This window comes from Citrobacter sp. KTE30, assembly GCF_000398825.1.
In the GTDB taxonomy this organism is placed as follows: domain Bacteria; phylum Pseudomonadota; class Gammaproteobacteria; order Enterobacterales; family Enterobacteriaceae; genus Citrobacter; species Citrobacter freundii.
This window is the reverse complement of record NZ_KB976055.1, coordinates 3,983,091-4,005,669: the sequence shown is the minus strand read 5'-3', so window position 1 is coordinate 4,005,669 and position 22,579 is coordinate 3,983,091. Positions and strand designations below refer to the sequence as shown.

General features: G+C 52.4%; 23 protein-coding genes. 10 read left to right on the top strand and 13 right to left on the bottom strand.

Features of this window, described 5'->3' with window-relative positions; genetic code table 11:
• Positions 1 to 13 precede the first annotated feature (13 nt).
• From tdcD to WC1_RS04255, 6 genes are all read left to right on the top strand, one after another.
• Positions 14 to 1,222, top strand: coding sequence for a propionate kinase (gene tdcD, locus WC1_RS04230; protein WP_016151029.1), 1,209 nt, complete (start codon positions 14 to 16; stop codon positions 1,220 to 1,222).
• A gap of 28 nt (positions 1,223 to 1,250) precedes the next feature.
• Entirely contained in the window at positions 1,251 to 3,545 is a 2,295-nt protein-coding gene (pflB, locus tag WC1_RS04235; protein WP_003024871.1) for a formate C-acetyltransferase, read from the top strand.
• Between the two features lie 13 nt (positions 3,546 to 3,558).
• Entirely contained in the window at positions 3,559 to 3,954 is a 396-nt protein-coding gene (locus tag WC1_RS04240) for an enamine/imine deaminase (RefSeq protein ID WP_003024870.1), read from the top strand.
• An 87-nt stretch (positions 3,955 to 4,041) separates the two neighbouring features.
• Positions 4,042 to 5,406, top strand: coding sequence for an L-serine ammonia-lyase (gene tdcG, locus WC1_RS04245; RefSeq protein ID WP_016151028.1), 1,365 nt, complete (start codon positions 4,042 to 4,044; stop codon positions 5,404 to 5,406).
• Positions 5,407 to 5,689: 283 nt separating this feature from the next.
• Positions 5,690 to 7,021, top strand: coding sequence for an SLC5/6 family protein (locus WC1_RS04250; protein ID WP_016151027.1), 1,332 nt, complete (start codon positions 5,690 to 5,692; stop codon positions 7,019 to 7,021).
• Positions 7,022 to 7,045: 24 nt separating this feature from the next.
• Positions 7,046 to 8,356, top strand: a complete 1,311-nt coding sequence (locus WC1_RS04255) for an L-cysteine desulfidase family protein (RefSeq protein WP_016151026.1) — start codon at positions 7,046 to 7,048, stop codon at positions 8,354 to 8,356.
• A 54-nt stretch (positions 8,357 to 8,410) separates the two neighbouring features.
• Here WC1_RS04255 and WC1_RS24780 read toward each other — a convergent pair whose 3' ends face one another.
• Entirely contained in the window at positions 8,411 to 8,560 is a 150-nt protein-coding gene (locus tag WC1_RS24780; RefSeq protein ID WP_003841507.1) for a hypothetical protein, read from the bottom strand.
• A 26-nt stretch (positions 8,561 to 8,586) separates the two neighbouring features.
• The gene (locus tag WC1_RS04260; RefSeq protein WP_003024860.1) at positions 8,587 to 9,288 is read right to left on the bottom strand and encodes a pirin family protein; all 702 of its coding nucleotides are present in this window, start codon (positions 9,286 to 9,288) and stop codon (positions 8,587 to 8,589) included.
• A gap of 104 nt (positions 9,289 to 9,392) precedes the next feature.
• Here WC1_RS04260 and yhaJ point away from each other — a divergent pair, with 104 nt between their 5' ends.
• Entirely contained in the window at positions 9,393 to 10,289 is an 897-nt protein-coding gene (gene yhaJ, locus WC1_RS04265; RefSeq protein ID WP_003024855.1) for a DNA-binding transcriptional regulator YhaJ, read from the top strand.
• 109 nt (positions 10,290 to 10,398) lie between these two features.
• On the opposite strand, the gene WC1_RS04270 is transcribed toward yhaJ, so the two are convergent.
• From WC1_RS04270 to WC1_RS04320, 11 genes are all read right to left on the bottom strand, one after another.
• A complete protein-coding gene (locus WC1_RS04270; protein ID WP_016151025.1) occupies positions 10,399 to 10,764 on the bottom strand; it encodes a DUF805 domain-containing protein in 366 nt (121 codons plus the stop codon).
• Positions 10,765 to 11,628: 864 nt separating this feature from the next.
• Positions 11,629 to 12,615 (bottom strand): glutathione S-transferase family protein, encoded by a 987-nt coding sequence (locus WC1_RS04275; RefSeq protein WP_016151024.1) that lies wholly within the window; start codon positions 12,613 to 12,615, stop codon positions 11,629 to 11,631.
• Between the two features lie 71 nt (positions 12,616 to 12,686).
• Positions 12,687 to 13,079, bottom strand: a complete 393-nt coding sequence (locus WC1_RS04280) for a DoxX family protein (RefSeq protein WP_003024847.1) — start codon at positions 13,077 to 13,079, stop codon at positions 12,687 to 12,689.
• A 173-nt stretch (positions 13,080 to 13,252) separates the two neighbouring features.
• Positions 13,253 to 13,552: a YqjK-like family protein gene (locus WC1_RS04285; RefSeq protein WP_003024845.1), complete on the bottom strand. Its 300-nt coding sequence runs from the start codon at positions 13,550 to 13,552 to the stop codon at positions 13,253 to 13,255.
• Complete coding sequence (locus WC1_RS04290; RefSeq protein ID WP_003024834.1) at positions 13,552 to 13,947, bottom strand: phage holin family protein; 396 nt, start codon at positions 13,945 to 13,947, stop codon at positions 13,552 to 13,554. The genes WC1_RS04285 and WC1_RS04290 overlap by 1 nt, the downstream gene beginning before the upstream one ends.
• A gap of 2 nt (positions 13,948 to 13,949) precedes the next feature.
• Positions 13,950 to 14,255 carry an ElaB/YgaM/YqjD family protein gene (locus WC1_RS04295; protein ID WP_003024832.1) on the bottom strand — a complete coding sequence of 102 codons (306 nt, stop codon included), beginning with the start codon at positions 14,253 to 14,255 and terminating at the stop codon, positions 13,950 to 13,952.
• Positions 14,256 to 14,288: 33 nt separating this feature from the next.
• A complete protein-coding gene (locus tag WC1_RS04300; protein ID WP_003024825.1) occupies positions 14,289 to 14,657 on the bottom strand; it encodes a DUF1090 domain-containing protein in 369 nt (122 codons plus the stop codon).
• Between the two features lie 148 nt (positions 14,658 to 14,805).
• Complete coding sequence (gene mzrA / locus WC1_RS04305) at positions 14,806 to 15,174, bottom strand: EnvZ/OmpR regulon moderator MzrA (protein ID WP_162838710.1); 369 nt, start codon at positions 15,172 to 15,174, stop codon at positions 14,806 to 14,808.
• Between the two features lie 18 nt (positions 15,175 to 15,192).
• Positions 15,193 to 15,855 (bottom strand): DedA family general envelope maintenance protein YqjA, encoded by a 663-nt coding sequence (yqjA, locus tag WC1_RS04310; protein ID WP_003024820.1) that lies wholly within the window; start codon positions 15,853 to 15,855, stop codon positions 15,193 to 15,195.
• A gap of 348 nt (positions 15,856 to 16,203) precedes the next feature.
• Complete coding sequence (gene exuR / locus WC1_RS04315) at positions 16,204 to 16,980, bottom strand: transcriptional regulator ExuR (protein WP_003024817.1); 777 nt, start codon at positions 16,978 to 16,980, stop codon at positions 16,204 to 16,206.
• Positions 16,981 to 17,114: 134 nt separating this feature from the next.
• Complete coding sequence (locus WC1_RS04320; RefSeq protein WP_016151023.1) at positions 17,115 to 18,416, bottom strand: MFS transporter; 1,302 nt, start codon at positions 18,414 to 18,416, stop codon at positions 17,115 to 17,117.
• 471 nt (positions 18,417 to 18,887) lie between these two features.
• Here WC1_RS04320 and uxaC point away from each other — a divergent pair, with 471 nt between their 5' ends.
• The 3 genes from uxaC (at position 18,888) to WC1_RS04335 (ending at position 22,566) form a co-directional block, all read left to right on the top strand.
• On the top strand, positions 18,888 to 20,300 hold the full coding sequence (uxaC, locus tag WC1_RS04325; protein ID WP_016151022.1) for a glucuronate isomerase: 1,413 nt from the start codon (positions 18,888 to 18,890) through the stop codon (positions 20,298 to 20,300).
• 15 nt (positions 20,301 to 20,315) lie between these two features.
• The gene (locus WC1_RS04330; protein ID WP_003024809.1) at positions 20,316 to 21,803 is read left to right on the top strand and encodes a UxaA family hydrolase; all 1,488 of its coding nucleotides are present in this window, start codon (positions 20,316 to 20,318) and stop codon (positions 21,801 to 21,803) included.
• Positions 21,804 to 22,011: 208 nt separating this feature from the next.
• Entirely contained in the window at positions 22,012 to 22,566 is a 555-nt protein-coding gene (locus tag WC1_RS04335) for a YgjV family protein (protein ID WP_016151021.1), read from the top strand.
• The last annotated feature ends 13 nt before the right edge of the window (positions 22,567 to 22,579 follow it).

The following is a 22,579-nucleotide window of genomic DNA, read 5'->3' as shown; positions in this document are numbered from 1 at the left end:
GCGGAGTAGTGAAATGAATGAGTTTCCGGTAGTACTGGTTATTAACTGTGGTTCGTCTTCCATTAAATTCTCAGTGCTGGATGCAGCTAACTGTGAAGTTTTAATGGCGGGAATCGCGGACGGTATTAACTCTGAAAATGCGTTCATAGCAATTAATGGAGGAGAGCCAGCTAAGCTGGCTCACCACAGCTACGAAGACGCATTGAAAGCAATTGCCGTTGAACTAGAGAAACGTAATTTAATGGACAGCGTGGCCTTAATTGGCCACCGCATTGCCCACGGCGGAAATATCTTTACCGAATCAGCAATTATTACTGACGAAGTTATCGATAATATCCGCCGGGTATCGCCGCTAGCACCGTTACATAATTATGCGAACCTGAGTGGGATCGAATCTGCTCAGCACCTTTTCCCTGGCCGGCAGCAGGTTGCGGTATTTGATACCAGCTTCCACCAGACGATGGCCCCTGAAGCCTATTTGTACGGTTTACCGTGGAAATATTTCGAAGAGTTGGGCGTTCGTCGTTACGGCTTCCATGGTACGTCGCATCGCTATGTTTCTCAGCAAGCGCATGACCTTCTCGACCTGCAGAGTGATAACTCGGGTCTGGTTGTGGCTCACCTGGGGAACGGCGCGTCAATCTGTGCGGTGCGTAACGGCCAGAGCGTTGATACCTCAATGGGCATGACGCCGCTGGAAGGGTTGATGATGGGGACACGCAGTGGCGACGTTGATTTCGGCGCGATGGCGTGGATTGCCAGCGAAACCAACCAGACGCTGAGTGACCTTGAGCGCGTAGTGAATAAAGAGTCCGGTTTACTGGGTATTTCCGGTTTGTCCTCTGACTTACGTACGTTAGAAAAAGCCTGGCACGAGGGACATGAGCGTGCGCAGCTGGCGATTAAAACGTTTGTGCATCGTATCGCGCGTCATATCGCCGGGCATGCCGCATCGTTGCATCGTCTTGATGGGATTATTTTCACTGGTGGAATAGGTGAGAACTCGGTATTAATTCGTCGTCTGGTTATTGAGCACCTTGCCGTTTTAGGCGTGAATATCGACAACGAAATGAATAGTCTGCCAAATTCCCATGGTGAAAGAATTATCTCAAATAAAGATGCTCGTGTTATTTGTGCGGTTATTCCCACAAATGAAGAGAAAATGATTGCACGTGATGCCATTGCATTAGGCAAAATTAATACCCCAGTAGCATTTGCATAATTAATTTTCAGCAGAGAGATTATTTTTCATGAAGGTAAATATCGATACCAGCGATATGCTGTATGCCGAAGCCTGGAATGGCTTTAAAGGTACGGACTGGAAAGAAGAAATTAATGTCCGTGATTTTATTCAGCACAACTATACGCCTTATGAAGGGGATGAATCTTTCCTCGCCGAAGCAACGCCTGCGACCACTGCATTGTGGGAAAAAGTTATGGCGGGCATCCGTATTGAAAACTCGACGCACGCGCCGGTTGATTTCGATACCAATATTGCTACCACGATAACCGCGCATGATGCGGGTTATATTGAACAAGAACTGGAAAAAATCGTTGGTCTGCAAACGGATAAGCCGCTCAAGCGCGCTCTGCATCCGTTTGGTGGCATCAACATGATCAAAAGCTCTTTTGATGCTTATGGTCGTGAGATGGATGCTGATTTTGAATACCAGTTTACTGAACTGCGTAAAACCCATAACCAGGGCGTATTCGACGCCTACTCTCCGGATATGCTGCGCTGCCGTAAATCCGGCGTGCTGACCGGTCTGCCGGACGGCTATGGCCGTGGCCGTATTATCGGTGACTATCGCCGCGTGGCGCTGTACGGTATCCGCTACCTGGTGCGCGAGCGTGAACTGCAGTTTGCCGATCTCCAGTCGAACCTGGAGTGGGGCCAGAATCTTGAAGCCACGATTCGCCTGCGTGAAGAGCTGTCTGAGCACCGTCGCGCTCTGCTGCAAATGCAGGAAATGGCGGCGAAGTATGGCTGCGATATCTCCCGCCCGGCACGTAATGCGCAGGAAGCGGTGCAGTGGGTGTACTTTGCTTACCTGGCTGCGGTGAAATCGCAGAACGGCGGCGCGATGTCGCTGGGCCGTACCGCATCGTTCCTCGACATCTACATTGAGCGCGATTTCAAAGCGGGGATTTTAAACGAGCAGCAGGCGCAGGAGCTGATCGACCACTTCATTATGAAGATCCGTATGGTGCGCTTCCTGCGTACGCCGGAATTCGACACCCTGTTCTCAGGCGACCCTATCTGGGCGACCGAAGTTATCGGTGGTATGGGGCTTGATGGCCGCACGCTGGTGACGAAGAACTCGTTCCGCTATCTGCATACGCTGCACACCATGGGCCCGGCACCAGAGCCGAACCTGACGGTGCTGTGGTCTGAACAGCTACCAATCGCCTTCAAAAAATACGCCGCCCAAGTGTCGATCATTACCTCGTCTTTACAGTACGAAAACGACGATTTGATGCGTGCCGACTTTGACAGCGATGACTATGCCATTGCCTGCTGCGTCAGCCCGATGGTTATCGGCAAACAAATGCAGTTCTTCGGGGCGCGTGCCAACCTCGCTAAAACGTTGCTGTACGCAATCAACGGCGGCGTGGATGAGAAGCTGAAAATCCAGGTCGGGCCGAAAACGGCACCGCTGATGGATGACGTGCTGGACTACGACACGGTGATGGAGAGCCTGGACCACTTTATGGACTGGCTGGCCGTGCAGTACATCAGCGCGCTGAACATCATCCACTACATGCACGACAAGTACAGCTACGAAGCATCGCTGATGGCGCTGCACGATCGTGATGTCTATCGCACGATGGCCTGTGGTATGGCGGGTCTGTCCGTGGCGGCGGATTCTCTGTCGGCTATCAAATACGCTCGTGTGAAACCGATTCGCGATGAAAACGGTCTGGCGATTGATTTTGAAATCGAAGGAGACTATCCGCAATACGGCAACAACGACGAGCGCGTAGACAGTATTGCCTGCGACCTGGTCGAACGCTTTATGAAGAAAATTAAAGTGTTGCCAACCTACCGTAACGCGGTGCCGACGCAGTCCATTCTGACCATCACCTCCAACGTGGTGTACGGACAGAAAACTGGTAACACGCCAGACGGACGTCGCGCAGGTACGCCGTTTGCGCCAGGGGCAAACCCGATGCACGGCCGCGATCGTAAAGGTGCGGTGGCGTCGTTAACCTCGGTCGCCAAACTGCCGTTCACCTATGCCAAAGACGGTATCTCGTACACCTTCTCCATTGTACCGGCAGCGCTGGGCAAAGAGGATGGAGTGCGTAAAACCAACCTGGTCGGTCTGCTGGACGGTTACTTCCACCATGAAGCGCATGTGGAAGGTGGTCAGCATCTGAACGTTAACGTTATGAACCGTGAAATGTTGATGGATGCCATTGAGCACCCGGAAAACTATCCGAACCTGACGATCCGCGTGTCTGGCTATGCGGTGCGCTTCAACGCGCTGACCCGCGAACAGCAGCAGGATGTTATTTCACGTACTTTCACCCAGGCGCTCTGACGCCGGAGGGACTATGAGAAAAGTTATTGCAACCGAATGTGCGCCAGGGGCTATCGGGCCTTACGTACAGGGTGTGGATCTGGGCAGCATGGTGTTGACGTCAGGTCAAATCCCGGTGTGTCCACAGACCGGTGAAGTGGCTGAAAACGTATCCGATCAGGCGCGTCAAAGCCTGGAAAACGTGAAAGCGATTGTCGAGTCTGCAGGTTTGAAAGTGAGCGATATCGTCAAGACCACCGTTTTCGTTTCCGACCTGAACGACTTCGCCACCATCAATCAGGTTTACCAGCAGTTCTTTGATGAGCATAAGGCAATCTACCCTACGCGCAGCTGCGTGCAGGTCGCCCGCTTACCAAAGGATGTGAAGCTGGAGATTGAAGCCATCGCCGTACGTGGCGACACGCTGTAATCCCTTGCGGGGCGATCTCAGGATCGCCCCGATCCTTAATGAGTGTGAAACCTGGTCTTCACTGAACGGCAATCCGAGGGTGTGGATATGATTAGCGCATTCGATATTTTTAAGATTGGCATTGGACCTTCCAGCTCCCATACCGTGGGGCCAATGAACGCTGGTAAAAGCTTTATCGATCTGTTGGTCAGCAGCGGGGAACTCCCCAAAGCTACGCATATTGTGGTCGATCTTTATGGATCGCTTTCCCTGACCGGAAAAGGTCATGCGACAGATGTCGCCATCATGATGGGACTGGCCGGTAACAGTCCACAAAATGTTAATATAGATTCTATCGCTGGTTTTACTCAGGAAGTGGCCCGTACCGGACGTTTACCGGTTGCAGAGGGCACGCATGTTGTCGATTTTTCCCCAGACGAAAATATTCTCTTTCATACCGAAACGCTGCCGCGCCATGAAAATGGCATGCGTATCACCGCGTGGAACGGCAGCGAGACGCTATTAAGCAAAACCTATTACTCCGTCGGCGGTGGTTTTATCGTTGAAGAGGAGCAATTTGGTCAGGCGCATGATGTTGAAGCACACGTACCCTACAATTTTCATTCCGCCAGCGAACTGCTGAAACTGTGCGAGCGCAACGGGCTGTCTGTTTCCGGCCTGATGATGCAAAACGAACTGGCGATGCGCAGCAAAGAAGAAATCGATGCTGGCTTTGCTGCCATTTGGGACGTTATGCACGCTGGAATTGAGCGCGGCATGAACACCGAAGGCGTTCTGCCGGGTCCACTGAACGTCCCGCGCCGCGCCGTGGCATTACGTCGGTTGCTGGTTTCCAGCGATAACCTGTCCAGCGACCCGATGAACGTTATCGACTGGATCAACATGTTTGCGCTGGCCGTGAGCGAAGAAAACGCCGCCGGATGCCGGGTTGTGACGGCACCGACCAACGGAGCATGTGGGATTATCCCTGCTGTCCTGGCCTATTACGACAAGTTCCGCCGCCCGGTGAATGCAAACTCCATTGCCCGCTACTTACTGGCCGCGGGGGCGATAGGCGCGCTGTATAAGATGAATGCCTCTATTTCTGGTGCCGAAGTGGGTTGCCAGGGGGAAATTGGCGTCGCCTGTTCAATGGCAGCAGCCGGGTTGACAGAGTTGCTTGGCGGTAGCCCGTCTCAGGTGTGTATTGCGGCGGAAATCGCCATGGAGCATAACCTGGGACTGACCTGCGATCCGGTCGCCGGACAAGTGCAAATACCATGTATTGAGCGCAATGCGATCAACGCGGTAAAAGCCGTCAACGCCGCGCGTATGGCGCTACGTCGAACATCTGAGCCACGCGTTTCGCTCGATAAAGTGATCGAGACCATGTATGAAACGGGCAAAGATATGAACGACAAATACCGTGAAACGTCACGTGGTGGTCTGGCTATCAAAGTGATTTGCACTTAACTAAATTTGTGTTTATTTCTCCTTTGGGCGCACCTGAGTGCGCCCTTTTTTTTGTTGTGATCCGCTTCAAAAAGAGAAATTAATCCCATTTTGTAAATATAAAATAGAAAAACTTTATTAAACATTATGAAATGAGTGGGTATTTATGTGAAGTTTTTCTCTGACCCTCGGCGTATGATTTCTCCATTCTAACGAACTCGCCTGCACGACTCGTACCGCGTATCGCATTGATGCGGAACGGAAAAATAATAAAACCTTACCCTACATTTTGAGCGAGATTTTTATGGAAACGGCAACGAATAACAGCGTAATACTCGACGCATCTGCTCCGGCGCGTCGGGCGGGGATGACCGAAAGTGAATGGCGTGAAGCCATTAAATTCGACAGCATGGACACCGGCTGGGTCATTATGAGTATCGGTATGGCGATTGGTGCGGGGATTGTTTTTCTTCCTGTCCAGGTCGGGTTAATGGGGCTGTGGGTGTTCTTGCTGTCCTCTATCATTGGCTACCCAGCCATGTATCTGTTCCAGCGTCTGTTTATCAATACGCTGGCTGAGTCCCCGGAATGTAAAGATTACCCAAGCGTGATCAGCGGTTACCTGGGTAAAAACTGGGGCATCCTGTTAGGTGCGTTGTACTTTGTGATGCTGGTAATCTGGATGTTCGTCTACTCCACCGCCATCACCAACGATAGCGCCTCTTACCTGCATACTTTTGGCGTTACTGAAGGTTTACTGTCCGACAGCCCGTTCTATGGCCTGGTGCTGATTTGCATCCTGGTGGCCATCTCGTCACGCGGGGAAAAACTGCTGTTTAAAATCTCCACCGGCATGGTGCTGACCAAACTGCTGGTAGTGGCAGCGCTTGGCGTATCGATGGTTGGGATGTGGCATTTGTATAACGTAGGTTTACTGCCGCCGATGGCGCTGCTGATCAAAAACGCGATCATAACGTTGCCATTTACGCTGACCTCAATTCTGTTTATTCAGACATTAAGCCCGATGGTTATCTCGTATCGTTCTCGCAACAAATCCATTGAAGTGGCGCGCCATAAAGCCCTGCGAGCGATGAATATCGCGTTCGGTATTCTGTTCGTGACCGTCTTTTTCTACGCCGTTTCCTTCACGTTGGCGATGGGCCATGACGAAGCGGTTAAAGCTTATGAGCAGAATATTTCCGCTCTGGCGATTGCCGCGCAGTTTATCAGCGGTGCGGGTGCTGGTTGGGTGAAAATCGTCAGCGTAGTTTTGAACATCTTTGCCGTTATGACCGCTTTCTTCGGCGTCTACTTAGGTTTCCGTGAAGCGACTCAGGGGATCGTAATGAACGTGCTGCGCCGCAAAATGCCAGCCGAGAAAATCAACGAAACCCTGGTTCAGCGCGGCATTATGATTTTTGCCATCCTGCTGGCCTGGAGTGCAATTGTGCTCAATGCGCCGGTACTGAGCTTCACCTCTATTTGTAGTCCTATCTTCGGCATGGTGGGTTGTCTGATCCCGGCCTGGCTGGTCTACAAAGTTCCTTCACTGCACAAATACAAAGGCGCTTCCCTGTATCTGATTATTATCACGGGCCTGCTGCTGTGCGTTTCTCCGTTCCTGGCATTTTCCTGAGTTATCTGAGCAAAGGTTGTTGTTATGTTTGAGACTACATTGAATCCATTATGGGATAGTTTTATCCGCGCGGTACAGGAAGAGGTTAAGCCTGCGCTGGGTTGTACGGAACCTATCTCTCTGGCGCTGGCGGCAGCGGTAGCATCCTCTGAGCTGGACGGCGCGGTTGAACGTATTGATGCGTGGGTCTCACCGAACCTGATGAAAAACGGCATGGGCGTTACCGTGCCGGGTACCGGAATGGTCGGGTTACCTGTCGCGGCGGCGCTGGGTGCGCTGGGGGGAAATGCCCGTGCCGGTTTAGAGGTACTGAAAGATGCGTCGCCCCAAGCGATCGCTGATGCGAAAGCGATGTTGTGCGCTGGCAAGGTCGCGGTGATGCTGCAGGAGCCTTGCGAGGATATCCTCTTTTCCCGCGCGAAGGTTTACAGCGCTGAAGGATGGGCGTGCGTGACGATTGTGGGCGGTCATACCAACATAGTCCACATCGAGACCAATAAGGGTGTAGTGTTCACCACAGAACAGAATGCTCAGGAAGAGGAGCTGGAGTCGCCGCTGGCGGTACTGTCTCACACCTCGCTGGAAGAGATTGTGGCGTTCGTGAACGCGGTACCGTTTGAGTCGATCCGCTTTATTCTTGATGCGGCAAAGCTGAACGGTGCGTTGTCTCAGGAAGGGCTGCGTGGTAACTGGGGCTTGCACATCGGAACCACACTTGAGAAGCAGTGCGCGCGTGGTCTGCTGGCGAACGATCTCTCCACCTCTATTCTGATCCGCACCAGTGCGGCATCGGATGCGCGAATGGGCGGGGCGACGCTGCCGGCCATGAGCAACTCCGGATCCGGCAATCAGGGGATTACCGCGACTGTTCCGGTCATGGTGGTGGCCGAGCACTTTGGCGCGGATGAGGAGAAACTGGCACGTGCGCTAATGTTGTCTCACCTGAGCGCTATCTACATCCATCATCAGCTTCCTCGTTTGTCTGCGCTGTGCGCAGCAACCACGGCGGCGATGGGCGCTGCAGCGGGGATGGCATGGATCGTGGATGGCCGCTACAACACCATCGCGATGGCGATCAGCAGCATGATTGGCGACGTGAGCGGAATGATTTGCGATGGCGCTTCAAACAGCTGCGCGATGAAAGTCTCAACCAGCGCATCTGCGGCGTGGAAAGCGGTACTGATGGCACTGGATGATACTGCCGTAACCGGAAACGAAGGGATTGTGGCGCATAACGTGGAACAATCTATCGCTAACCTGTGTGCGCTGGCGTGTCGTTCGATGCAGGAAACCGACAAGCAGATTATTGAGATCATGGCCAGTAAGGCGCATTAATCTTCAGGTCGGGTAAAGCGTTGCCGCCACCCGGCATAAGTCTAAGCCGCCTTTTCAGGCGGCTTCTTCGTCTTCCAGCCGTAGTTCGGCATCGGCCACAATCGCTTCCAGCTCTGTCAGCATTTCTTCATAGCCGAAGGCAACTGTTTCCTGTTTTTTCAGCTCAACCTGCGGCTGGCGTTTTTTTGATGATTTCTTGCTCAATAGTCGTACTCCATTGTTTTCCCTGACTATACGGGCAAATCTATCAGCAAAGCGCGCAGCGGGGTATCGGCGACTAACGTTATGTTAGTTTCGTCACGAATAAATGCCCCATCGCCACAGGTGAGCGCTTCTTTTTCGGCACCAGACGTCACCGCATGGAATCTGCCGTGAATCGACTGTAAATAAGCGCGTGGCCCATGTAACTGAAAACTCAGCGATTCACCTTGCTGCAGTTCAACGTGGTGCACCCATACCTGTTGGCGCAGATGCAGGCTGCCTTGTTCACCGTCCGGCGAGGCCAGCAGCTGATGCTTACCGGTACCCAGCGTGGCTTTCTGTACGCAGGCGTTTTCACGCTGCGGGCAGGCGTCCAGCCAGAGCTGCATCCGCGTTAACGGTTTGTCTTTGCTGATATTGTGTTCGCTATAGCTAATCCCGGGCTGTGTCGCGAGCAGTAAAACTTCGCCTGCTTTGGCCTTGATATGGTTGCCTTCGCTGTCTCGGTACTCTGCTTCCCCTTCAAGGATCAGATTGACGATATCCACCTTCGGATAGGTCCGCGGCTGGAAAGAGGCCCCCGGTGCCAGAACTTCCTGGTTCAGAACACGCAGCGAGGCATAACCCAGCAGTTTAGGATCAAAATAGTGTCCAAAGGAGAAGGTATAACGGGCCTGCAGCCAGCCGTAGTCTGCTTGCCCGCATTGTTTGGCTGTACGGGTAGTAATCATAGTTCTTGACCTCTCTTTACTTCCTTTTATGTTAAATGGCTAGACGCTGCATTGTTAGCCAGATATTCTGCCCGGTATGTTCAAATTTCCTGAATGAGAACGAGATGGCTAAAGAAAGGGCTTTAACGCTTGAGGCGTTACGCGTCATGGACGCAATAGACAGGCGCGGCAGCTTTGCCGCCGCCGCAGACGAACTGGGGCGCGTGCCTTCCGCACTTAGCTATACCATGCAGAAGCTGGAGGAAGAGCTGGACGTAGTGCTGTTTGACCGTTCAGGCCACCGCACAAAATTCACTAACGTCGGGCGTATGCTGCTGGAGCGTGGGCGCGTACTGCTGGAAGCTGCGGATAAACTGACTACCGATGCCGAAGCGCTGGCTCGCGGATGGGAAACGCATTTGACTATCGTTACCGAAGCACTGGTGCCAACGGCGGCGTTTTTCCCGCTGATCGACAGACTGGCCGGGAAGGCCAATACCCAGCTTTCCGTTATTACCGAAGTTCTGGCCGGGGCGTGGGAGCGTCTTGAGCAGGGGCGGGCGGATATCGTGATTGCGCCGGATATGCATTTTCGCTCATCTTCCGAAATCAACTCGCGCAAGCTGTACTCGCTGATGAACGTGTATGTGGCGGCTCCGGATCATCCGATTCATCAGGAGCCGGAACCGTTATCGGAAGTCACCCGCGTGAAATACCGTGGGATCGCTGTGGCGGATACCGCCCGTGAGCGTCCGGTACTCACGGTTCAATTGCTGGATAAACAGCCGCGTCTGACGGTGAGTACGATAGAAGATAAACGTCAGGCGCTGCTGGCCGGATTGGGCGTAGCGACAATGCCGTACCCGCTGGTGGAAGAGGATATTGCAGCTGGTCGACTGCGGGTCGTTAGTCCGGAATCGACAAGCGAGATAGATATTATTATGGCCTGGCGTCGTGACAGCATGGGCGAGGCGAAATCCTGGTGTCTGCGAGAAATTCCCAAGCTGTTTGCGGGTAAATAGCCTGACTGTTACGCCGGATGCGGTGCAATTGCACCTTATCCGGCCTACAGGACGGAGATATGTTGTAGGCCTGATAAGCTAACGCCTTCAGGCATCTATACGTACTACGTCAGGACAGCTGTTTGGGGTCAGCGCCGAAGCGATTGCTCCCCGGAGTGCCGTTTTGACAGTTGAAAATGATGATGACCAACCAGCCGACGATCGGGATCAATAGCACCAGCAGCCACCAGGCTGAACGGTCGGTGTCATGTAAACGCCGGAACTGTACCGCCCACCACGGGATAAAGACCAGAACCCCGTAAATCGTCGTTAATATGCCTTCTCCTCCGGCGCGCTCCCAGCCAAACATTCTGTCCAGAATGCCCAGCACGAACGTGAAGATGATGTTGACCAGCACAAACATCCAGTATTCTTTACGACGCGCGCGGCCACCAAAACCAAAGTAATTCTTTAATACGTTTAAATACCAATCCATTTTTGCCTCGTTCTGCGTTCAATTACTTGTTTTTAAAGCAATCAAATTAAGAATAGCTGCGAATGGAATGCTGGTAAATATTTGTGTTGTTAATTATTTGGCCTCCAAACGGGCAATGCCGATCAGTTAAGCATGTATGGTGAACATGTGATTCTTGCTCAGGGTTCCGTTCACCTCATGTGCGTTGCTTCTCTGATATCTTTATACCCGTGAACGGGCAAGGGAGGCTCACCGCCGCCTCCCTTGCAACCCAGGCTCCCGGCGGGAAAATCGTCGCTGCGCGATGTATTCGTCTTATTCCGTCTGCCTGTCGGGTCGGGGCCGAGCCTGCGTCCATGCAGGCCGTCCCCTCTGCCCGCATCCCTGCGGGCAGCCCCGGTCAGCCGTCAACGCCTCATCGATTTTCAGCCGGACCGGGGTCATCGCTGTAATGCTCTGACTTCCAGTTAAATCTGATTTGCTGTTCAGATATATTCAAAAAAAACGCAGATGGTCAGGTGTGGGCTGGTCCGGCTGAAAATTGCCGACGTGTTTCCGTAAGGCCGGGAGAACCCGCATGGATGCGGGTTCAGGGCGCGTTATACAGGGACGTTTCCTCGCGCCCGACCCGGTAGCCTGGAGGAATAAGCGGAGGGTATTGCATAGCAACAATTTTCCTGCTGGGAGCCGGGATTGTAAAGGGCGTGGCGGAGAACGCCCTTTACACGTTCACAGGAATCGGTGCTTCAGAGAAACGATGAACATGAGGTGAACGGAACCCTTTCCCTGAAATAGCATATTCATTACCTCCGCCAGCACATGTTGATGCCTTTCGAAACTGAGGCGTTAACTGAACAGCATTACCCAAACGGAGGCCAGTGTAAATCAGGCGAAACGCTCGTCACGCCCATGAGGTTCGCTGAGATCCTGCCACGGGCCGATTGAAATAATACCGGTCGGGTTGATTGTTTTGTGGCTACGGAAGTAGTGATGACGGATATGGTCAAAGTTGACGGTCTCCGCAATGCCCGGCATCTGGTAGATATCGCGCAGAAAACCGTACAGATTCAGGTAGTCACTGATGCGGTGTTTGTCGCACTTGAAGTGGGTGACATAAACCGGATCAAAGCGCACCAGCGTGGTCCACAGGCGAATATCGGCCTCAGTTAGCTGGTCACCGGTCAGGAAGCGATGCTGACCCAGGATCTGCTCCAGTCGTGCCAGAGATTGAAAGACTTTTTCCACGGCATCGTCGTAGGCTTCCTGGCTGGTGGCAAACCCCGCTTTATACACGCCGTTATTGACGTTGTCATAAATCCAGCCGTTCAGCTCGTCGATTTTGCTTTGTAGGGCAGATGGATAGTAATCCCCGGCTTTCGCACCCAGCGCATCAAACGCAGTGTTAAACATGCGGATGATTTCTGCTGATTCGTTACTGACAATGGTGTGATTCTTTTTGTCCCACAACACTGGAACGGTCACCCGACCGCTGTAGTGCGGATCGGCGTGTAAATAGAGCTGATAGAGAAATTCGTGCTGATACAGGGTATCGCCAGTGGCCGCCGGGAAGTTATCGTCAAAGGTCCAGCCGTTTTCCAGCATCAGTGGATGCACAACGGAAACGGAAATAAACGGTTCCAGCCCTTTAAGTTTACGCAAAATCAGTGTGCGATGCGCCCACGGACAGGCCAGAGAAACGTACAGATGATAACGGTCTTTTTCGGCAGCAAAGCCACCTTCACCGGTCTGGCCAGGCGTGCCATCTGCGGTGAGCCAGTTACGGAAAGCCGATGCAGAACGTTGAAATTTCCCACCGGTTGATTTGGTATCGTACCAGGTGTCATGCCAGACGCCGTCAATCAGTTGTCCCATTTTATCGTCTCCTCAGATAGCAAAAGCGAGGAGATATCTCCTCGCTTTTTGATGTGTTCAGTATAGTTTGCTTACCACTTTTTATTCAGTACGCGGTCAATACTGAATGCGCCCGGACCGGTGATAGCCAGCAGCAGGAAGCCGCCTGCGATGGTCAGGTTTTTCATAAACATCAGAGAGTTCACTCCTTCCGCAAAGTTACTGTGGAAGAGGAATGCCGTCAGCAGCGTGAAGCCTGCGGTGAACAGCGCGGTAGTACGGGTCAGGAAACCGAACAGAATTGCCAGACCGCCGCCAAACTCAAGCAGAATTACCAGCGGCAGCATAAATCCAGGGACGCCCATGGCTTCCATGTACTGTTGGGTACCTGCATATCCGGTGATTTTTCCCCAACCTGCGGTAATAAACAGGATTGGCATCAGAATGCGCGCTACCAGTACACCAACATCTTCTAATTTCTTCATCATACTCTCCAGGAAACCACTCAGGCGGCTTATTGTGTTTTTTTGTGCAACGACGCTGCTGAGCGCGTCGTTGCTGTCGATGAAGAGAATAATAAACGTGGCTAATGAGAATTGTTAGCAAGGAAAACTGTCAGTATTTTTCAAAAATTTTGAGGTTGGGGATAGGGAAGGGATTAGCCGCGCAGTTGCTGCTGTCTGATGGTCGATTTCACCAGACGCCAGATGCTCCAGACGCTAAAGCCGCGTTTGGCCCAGCGGACCAGCAGATTTGGGTTACGGATGGTGCGAACCGCCATAATACTGCTCCCGACTAACACCCAGCCGCGCAGGTTCAACAGCGTCTTCCAGCCACGATCGTAGACCTCGGTGGCTTCCAGCCAGTCGCGGCGAGTAGCAGACAGATCCAGCCGTTGCTGCTGGATCTGTCCAAGCAGTTGCGCCTTACGTTGTTGACGTTCGACTTTACTGCTCATTATGCGTCATCCTCCAGAGCCCGCCTGTCGTTCGCGAGTTCATTGCGCGTATGGCGTAGCAGCGTTGTTTTACGCGCTTTACGCAGCGTCCATATCCCGCCAATCAGCGCTAACAGCAACAGCACTACGGTGGTGGCAATCATGGCGTTCAGGCGGTATTGAGGGTCAATGGCCCAGATGATAAGTACCATCAGGCTCATCAGGCCAAACGCCGCGAACAGCATAGTCAGCCCAAGCATCAGCAGGATCTGGATGAGGTTGGCTTTTTCCTCTTCCAGCTCAACGACGGCCAGCCGCAGCCGCGTCTCTACGATCTCAACGAGAATCGTCAGGATCCGCTGTCCAATACCCAGTACGCCTTTGCCTGGACCTTGTGCGTGTTGAGAATCAGCCATTGTTAACGGCGCGACAGCAGTACACCAAGCACCACACCGACTGCAGCGCCAATGCCGACGCCTGTCCATGGGTTTTCGCGCACGTAGTTATCGGCTTTAGCCGCGGCCTCACGGGTCTGTTTGGCAATCACATCGCTGGTTTCACTCAGACGATGACGGCTCTCGCGCAGCGCATGTTCGGCTTTGCTGCGAATTTTACTCATCTCTTCCTTCGACTTATCGCCAGAAGAGCTAAGTACTTCTTCAAGCGTATCCGCAAGAGATTTCAGCTCAGCGCGCAGGTTTTCCGTAGCATTATCTTTCGACATAGTTTTCTCCAGTTGAGTGGCTAGTTACCGTACTTAGTAATCGCGGGTCTCGAGTTCTTTTAGCTCTTTCTGAGCTTCAGCAAGCTTGTGTTCGCGCTTTGCGACCTTATCCGCATCGCCTTTTTGCTTAGCTTCGGCTAAGTCACGTTGACGCTCGGCAATCTCATTTTTCTGCTCGGCGATTTTTTTCTGATGGTTGGCGCGCAGTTTGCTGTCAGTACAGTTTGCCCTGACTTCGCTCAGCGCTTTGTTCAGCCCATTGATGCGGCTCTGATTATTGTGTTTTTCGGCATAGCTAATCTCCCGCTGAATGTCTTGTTCTTTTTCCTGACAGAGGGTGTTGGCGTAGCTGCCGGCACTTAGAGCGAAAAGGCTAATTGCCAAAGCGATGCGGTATTTCATTCTTGAACCTTCCATTGTGATTCGACCTCGTCGTTTAGGGTCGATGCTCCAGAATAATAAAACGTTGGGTCATAAGCCCAGTTTATTAATCATAGGCGCTAAACGGTGAAATCACCAAAGTGAGTGATCTAATTCAGATTCCTGGAAATTAACCAAAGCGGTGTGGAGTATCACGTAAGCGGGATAACCACTGCACCGCCTGATTATCATCATCCTGCTGAGCAATAACGAAACCGTGCGGTAACGTTCGATCAAGTACGACCTTTGCGGCTGCGCTCTGCGCGCTGGAATCAAAGGTAATCAGCAGTGCGTCATTTTGCGGAGTGATGCTTTTAAAACGAATGCCGTTGGCATCCAGGTGATGCCAGATAGAGAAGCCATCAGGCATGCTGGCTCCCTGGTTTACGGCACGAATGGCAAGCGTTGATTCCTGCTGGCGAATGACAGACCAGGTCAGGAGCAACGCGCCAATGAACAACATAAAAGTGGTGGACCAGGCAAGTCGTCGGAGCGTTATGCATGATTTCAGCATAATTTACCCTCGGTTCCCGTATTTCTTCTTCCAAAGAACAACCAGTGAACCTGCCAGACCAAACACCAGTAACACCACAGGAAGCAGCATCAGACAAGACATCAGCTGATCTTCATACTTGAGAAACACCGGCGTTTTGCCCAGCAGATAACCAAGCGTTGTGAGAATCAAAACCCAAAGCAGTCCACTCATCCAGTTGAAGAACTGAAAGCGCGCATTGTTCAGGCCGGACAATCCTGCGATGGTCGGCAGTAATGTTCTGACAAACGCGATGAAGCGACCGACCAGCAGCGCAGACAAGCCATGCTTATGGAACAGATGATGCGCGCGCTGATGGTAATGCGCGGGCAGATGAGATAGCCAGTTTTGTACTGTGCGGGTATTCCCCAGCCATCGCCCCTGGATATAGCTAAGCCAGCAACCCAGGCTGGCTGCGGTAGTGAGCAGCAGTACCGTTTGCGGGAAACCCATCGCGCCTTTGGCGATAAGTACGCCGACCAGCACCAGTAGACTGTCGCCAGGTAAAAAGGCCGCTGGCAGCAGTCCGTTTTCCAGAAACAAAATGGTAAATAGTACGAAATAGAGCATGCCAATCATGGAAGGATTGGCCAGCGTTTCAAAATCCTGAGCCCATAAAGCATTCAGTAATTGAGTCAGTAGTTCCATTCAATATTCCTGGAGAATCGGTTGTCGTCATGCCGGTTTTCTGGAGTTTGTAACGCCGCAATTTTATTGGTGTTTTTTACATGGATCGCGGTCTGACACAAATTCACGGCCTGAACTATTCCCTGTAAAGTTGTGAAGTAAGCAAGCTCTCAAACACAAAAATTCAAATAGCATCTAATTGTAACAAAGGTCAACGTTGTCCGTTATAGAAATTACGGTTGTTGAACTGTGATTTTGCTTATCGCAATGGAGGGAGGCGAGAGGATTTACACAGGCTGACACTTTATACCTAATGCTTACCAAGCAGGAGAAACAGGCGCTTTGTCGCGCCTGCATCGAAAAGATTGCTTATTTAGCGCTGTTAACTGCCGTATCGAGATGAACGACCGGATTTTCTGCAAAAAGATAACGATCGGCGTTGAACTCAAAATCATCGCTGGTCTCGTTGAACAACATGATTTTGGTATTCTCCAGGTGTTGCCACATCGCCAGTTTTGCCGCGTTCGGATCTTTACGGATCAGCGCTTTGAGAATTTGATCATGGTCATCACACCAGTTATCGACGGTACGTGCGTCGATATGTTCGTGCAGTTTTTTCCAGTACGGGTTGTGGCTGCGCTGGGTCCACATTTTTTCCACAATGGCGGCCAGCGCTGAGTTCTGCGTGGCTAGCGCGACCTGAATATGAAACTGCAGATCCCATTCGGAATCGCGGAAGCATTTTTCATTCCGCGCATGCTCTTGAATGTCCATCAGTTTCATGATGTCTTGCTTGGTAACCTGCGTAGCAGCAAATTCAGCGATATTGCTTTCAATCAACTGACGAGCCTGAAGCAGCTCGAAAGGACCATAATTGGCGAATTCAAGCGATTCGTCGGTGGCCTGCTGGTGACGGGCCTGGTTCGAAATGACATGAATGCCAGAACCTTTGCGCACTTCTACATAGCCCTCAACTTCGAGCATGATAATCGCTTCACGAACCACGGTACGGCTGACATTTTTTTCATCGGCGATAAAGCGCTCAGCGGGGAGTTTTTCACCCACCAGATAGACGCCCTGCTCAATGCGTTCTTTCAGATCAGCGGCAAGTTGTTGGTACAAACGTCGTGGTTCAGTGATTTCCATATGCGCTCCAGGCATGATACGGCAGACTCTATTTGTTATACCACTTTTACGATTACGGCTCCACTCGCGACGTCAAAAAAGCCGCCAGATAACTGGCGGCTTAGCATGACAAAACCTTGTTAAATCTTGTCCGGTTAACTTTGCGCAGCGGGATCGCCAGTTTGCGACGTTGACTCTACCTCGCTGGCCGATTTGTTCTGCAATACTGTCCAGATGACTAACGCGCCGAGCAGGTCGAATACCGCCAGTACGGCAAACAGTGGGCTAAAGCCGATGGTGTCAGCCAACGCGCCGACGACCAGCGCAAACAGCGTACTTGCAAGCCAGGCGGACATACCGGTCAGACCGTTCGCCGTTGCCACTTCATTACGACCAAACACGTCAGAAGAGAGTGTGATCAGCGCACCGGACAGCGCCTGGTGAGCAAAGCCACCGACGCACAGCAGGGCGATAGCAATGTATGGGCTGGTGAACAGACCAATCATCCCTGGGCCAATCATCAGCAATGCACCCATGGTAACGACCATTTTACGTGAAACGATCAGGTTAACGCCGAACCAGCGCTGGAACAGCGGCGGTAAGTAACCCCCAACGATACAGCCCAGGTCAGCAAACAGCATCGGCATCCAGGCAAACATCGCAATTTCTTTCAGGTTAAAGCCGTAGACTTTAAACATGAACAGCGGGATCCAGGCGTTGAAGGTCCCCCATGCCGGTTCTGCCAGGAAACGCGGCAGCGCGATGCCCCAGAACTGGCGGTTACGCAGGATCTGACCGAGCGACATTTTTTTCGAGGTCGCGTTTTTATGCTGTGATTCCTGACCATTCAGAATGTAATCACGTTCTTCATCAGACAGTTTTTTCTGGTCGCGCGGGTGTTTGTAGAAAACAAGCCAGCACATCGCCCAGATGAAGCTCAGCGCACCGGAAATAATGAATGCCATCTGCCAGCTGTGCATGACGATGGCCCAGACCACCAGCGGTGGAGCAATCATCGCGCCGATAGAAGAGCCGACGTTAAAGTAACCTACGGCAATTGAACGCTCTTTTGCCGGGAACCATTCAGAACTGGCTTTCAGACCCGCAGGGATCATTGCGGCTTCAGCGGCACCTACCGCGCCACGCGCCAGCGCCAGTCCACCCCAACTGCCAGCCAGTGCGGTCGCGCCACAGAAGACGGCCCACAGAACGGCGAACATCGCATAACCCACTTTTGTGCCGAGCACATCGAGCACGTAGCCGGCAACGGGTTGCATTACGGTGTAAGCAGCAGAATACGCTGCGATGATATAGGAATACTGTTGAGTGGAGATGTGTAACTCTTCCATCAGAGTTGGCGCAGCTGCCGCCACAGTGTTACGTGTCAGGTAACCCAGCACGGTGCCAAGTGTCACCAGTGCAATCATATACCAACGTAACCCTTTAATTTTACGCATGTAAAACCTCATCGTTTTGTTATGTCCGCGAACGAGCGGTCATCTTCCAGTTCAGGGCGGAGGATGTTCTTTTACGAGGGGGGACCGAAAAAAAGCCGGTACTCCCCGAACTTTGCCATGTCAATAATTGTGCTAATTCGGTTTCCGTACCGGTCAATCCGATGGATATCCATCGGTAATTTGCATTCCGTCGGCTTATGTATCGCGACGGCCAAAAGATAACTTGTCATACAGCTTTAAAAGGTGAGTGCCATCACAAAAGTGTGAATCTTCGTGTGGTCATTATTTCGATTCAGCAAAGCCAGAACTGGCGCGGCTTGACGCGTGATTTACCTCTTTGAGAGTAATTTTTTTGTCACCATTTGTTGATCTAACTCACGAAAATATCTTCAGCGTATAGAAATTGGTGTGATAACTTTGTCAACATCAAAACATAAGCAATCTGACGCACTCGTTGAGAGGAAGACGATAATGACCCCGTTTATGACTGAAGATTTCCTGCTGGACACCGAATTTGCCCGCCGTCTGTACCATGATTACGCCAAAGACCAGCCGATCTTCGATTACCACTGCCATTTACCACCGCAACAAATCGCTGAAAACTATCGTTTTAATAACCTGTATGACATCTGGCTGAAGGGTGATCACTACAAATGGCGTGCGATGCGTACCAATGGCGTCGCTGAGCGCTTGTGTACCGGCGATGCGTCCGATCGCGAGAAGTTTGACGCATGGGCCTCCACGGTTCCGCACACCATCGGTAACCCGCTGTACCACTGGACCCACCTCGAATTACGTCGTCCGTTTGGTATTACAGGTAAGCTGCTGTCTCCGGCAACGGCTGACGAAATCTGGAACCAGTGCAACGAGCTGCTGGCGCAGGATAAATTCTCTGCGCGCGGAATCATGCAGCAGATGAATGTGAAAATGGTCGGCACTACCGATGATCCGATCGACTCTCTGGAGCACCATGCGGCCGTTGCTAAAGACGGAAGCTTTGATGTGAAAGTGCTGCCGAGCTGGCGTCCGGATAAAGCCTTTAACATTGAGCTGGCGACCTTTAATGACTACATGGCGAAGCTCGGTGAAGTGTCTGACACGGATATCCGCCGCTTCAGCGACCTGCAAGCTGCACTGACCAAACGTCTTGATCACTTCGCAGCTCACGGCTGTAAAGTCTCTGACCACGCGCTGGACGTGGTGCTGTTTGCCGAATCTAACGAATCTGAGCTGGATAGCATTCTGGCGCGTCGCCTGGCGGGTGAAACCCTGAGTGAACATGAAGTGGCGCAGTTCAAAACCGCCGTTCTGGTGTTCCTCGGCGCTGAATACGCCCGTCGCGAATGGGTACAGCAGTACCACATCGGCGCGCTGCGTAATAACAACCTGCGCCAGTTCAAACTGTTGGGCGCGGATGTCGGTTTCGACTCCATCAATGATCGTCCGATGGCCGAAGAACTGTCCAAACTGCTGAGCAAGCAGAATGAACAAAACCTGCTGCCGAAAACCATTCTGTACTGCCTGAACCCGCGCGATAACGAAGTGCTGGGCACTATGATCGGTAACTTCCAGGGCGAAGGTATGCCGGGCAAAATGCAGTTCGGTTCCGGCTGGTGGTTCAACGATCAGAAAGACGGGATGGAACGTCAGATGACCCAACTGGCACAGCTCGGCCTGCTGAGCCGTTTCGTCGGTATGCTGACCGATAGCCGTAGCTTCCTGTCTTACACTCGTCACGAATACTTCCGTCGCATTCTGTGCCAGATGATTGGCCGTTGGGTTGCCGCGGGCGAAGCACCGGCAGATATCCAGCTGCTGGGTGAAATGGTCAGAAATATTTGCTTCAACAATGCGCGCGATTATTTCGCCATTGAACTGAACTAAGGCCTGGGTGAAGGTATGCAATACATCAAGATCCATGCGCTGGATAACGTCGCGGTTGCGCTTGCTGATTTGGCTGAAGGAAACGAAGTCACCGTTGATGGGCAGGCGGTAATCCTGCGTCAGGCGGTCTCTCGTGGCCATAAATTCGCCTTATGCGATATTGCGAAAGGCGAAAACGTCATTAAATACGGTTTGCCAATTGGCCATACGCTGGTGGATGTTGCGGCGGGTGAGCATATTCATGCTCACAACACGCGTACCAATCTGAGCGACCTGGATACGTATCGCTACCAACCTGATTTTCAGGCGGAAGTTGCACAACCGGCGGATCGCGATGTGCAGATCTACCGTCGTGCCAACGGCGATGTTGGCGTGCGCAACGAACTGTGGATCCTACCAACGGTAGGCTGCGTTAACGCGATGGCACGCCAGATGCAGAACCGTTTTCTGAAAGAGACTAACGACGCCGAAGGAATCGACGGCGTGCATCTCTTCAGCCACACCTACGGCTGTTCACAGCTCGGCGACGACCACATTAATACCCGCACCATGCTGCAAAACATGGTGCGTCACCCGAATGCGGGTGCGGTGCTGGTGGTTGGTCTGGGCTGTGAAAACAATCAGGTGGATGCCTTCCGCGAAACCTTAGGCGAGTACGATCCTGATCGCGTTCACTTCATGGTCTGCCAACATCAGGAAGACGAAGTGGAAGCGGGGATTGAACATCTTCACCAGCTGTACAACGTGATGCGTAACGATAAGCGTGAACCGGGTAAGCTGGGCGAGCTGAAGTTTGGTCTGGAATGCGGCGGCTCTGACGGCCTCTCCGGTATTACCGCCAACCCGATGCTGGGCCGTTTCTCCGACTACGTGATTGCTAACGGCGGAACTACCGTGCTGACCGAAGTACCGGAAATGTTCGGCGCCGAGCAGCTGCTGATGGACCACTGCCGCGATGAAGAAACGTTCGGCAAGCTGGTCACCATGGTTAATGACTTCAAGCAGTACTTCATTGCCCACGACCAACCGATCTACGAGAACCCATCGCCGGGCAACAAAGCGGGCGGTATCACCACGCTGGAAGATAAATCGCTGGGCTGTACGCAAAAAGCAGGCTCCAGTCAGGTGGTGGACGTACTGCGCTACGGCGAACGCCTGAAGACGCATGGCCTGAACCTGCTGAGCGCACCGGGCAACGATGCCGTCGCCACCAGTGCCCTGGCGGGCGCGGGCTGTCATATGGTGCTGTTCAGTACAGGTCGCGGTACGCCGTACGGTGGTTTTGTACCGACGGTGAAAATTGCCACCAACAGCGAGCTGGCAGCGAAGAAAAAGCACTGGATCGATTTTGACGCTGGACAGTTGATCCACGGTAAAGCGATGCCTCAACTGCTGAGCGAGTTTGTCGATACGATCGTTGAGTTCGCCAACGGTAAGCAAACCTGCAACGAGCGCAACGATTTCCGGGAACTGGCTATCTTTAAAAGCGGCGTAACGTTGTAATTACCCTTCATCTTTTGCACCACAGCTGTGTTGGCTGCGTTCGCACATCCCCGGTCACTTACTCATGTAAGCTCTCGGGGATGTGCGAACTTGCCACCTTGCTGTAGCACAAAATCTTTTGGGTAAGTTTGTTTATGGTGGAATCTAAAAACGGCGTTTCATAATATGGAGCGCCGTTTGTTTTTGCATTACCTGACAAGGATCATTCATGACCGCGTATTGGCTGGCCCAGGGCGTAGGTGTCATCGCCTTTCTGATCGGCATTACCACCTTTTTCAATCGCGATGAGCGCCGCTTCCGGCTGCAACTTGCTGTCTATAGCGCCACCATTGGCGTGCATTTTTTTCTGATGGGCGCCTGGCCCGCGGGAATGAGCGCAGAACTAAACACCATCCGCACACTTGTCTCAATGCATACCCGCAAACTGTGGGTGATGGCCGTTTTTATTATCCTCACCCTGGTTCTCGGTCTGGCGAAATTACAGCATGCGATGGAGCTGTTACCGATAATTGGCACGCTGGCCAGCACCTGGGCGCTGTTTCGCTGCCAAGGGTTAACCGTGCGTTGCGTAATGTGGTGCGCAACCGCCTGTTGGGTTATCCATAATTTCTGGCTGGGATCGATTGGCGGGACGATGATCGAAGGGAGTTTTCTGGTGATGAATGGCCTGAACATTATTCGCTTCCGGCGGATGCAAAAACGCGGAATTGATCCGTTCAAAATTGAAAAAAGCGTACAAGAAAAGAGCCCCTCCGCCCAATGACGGAGGGGCGCAG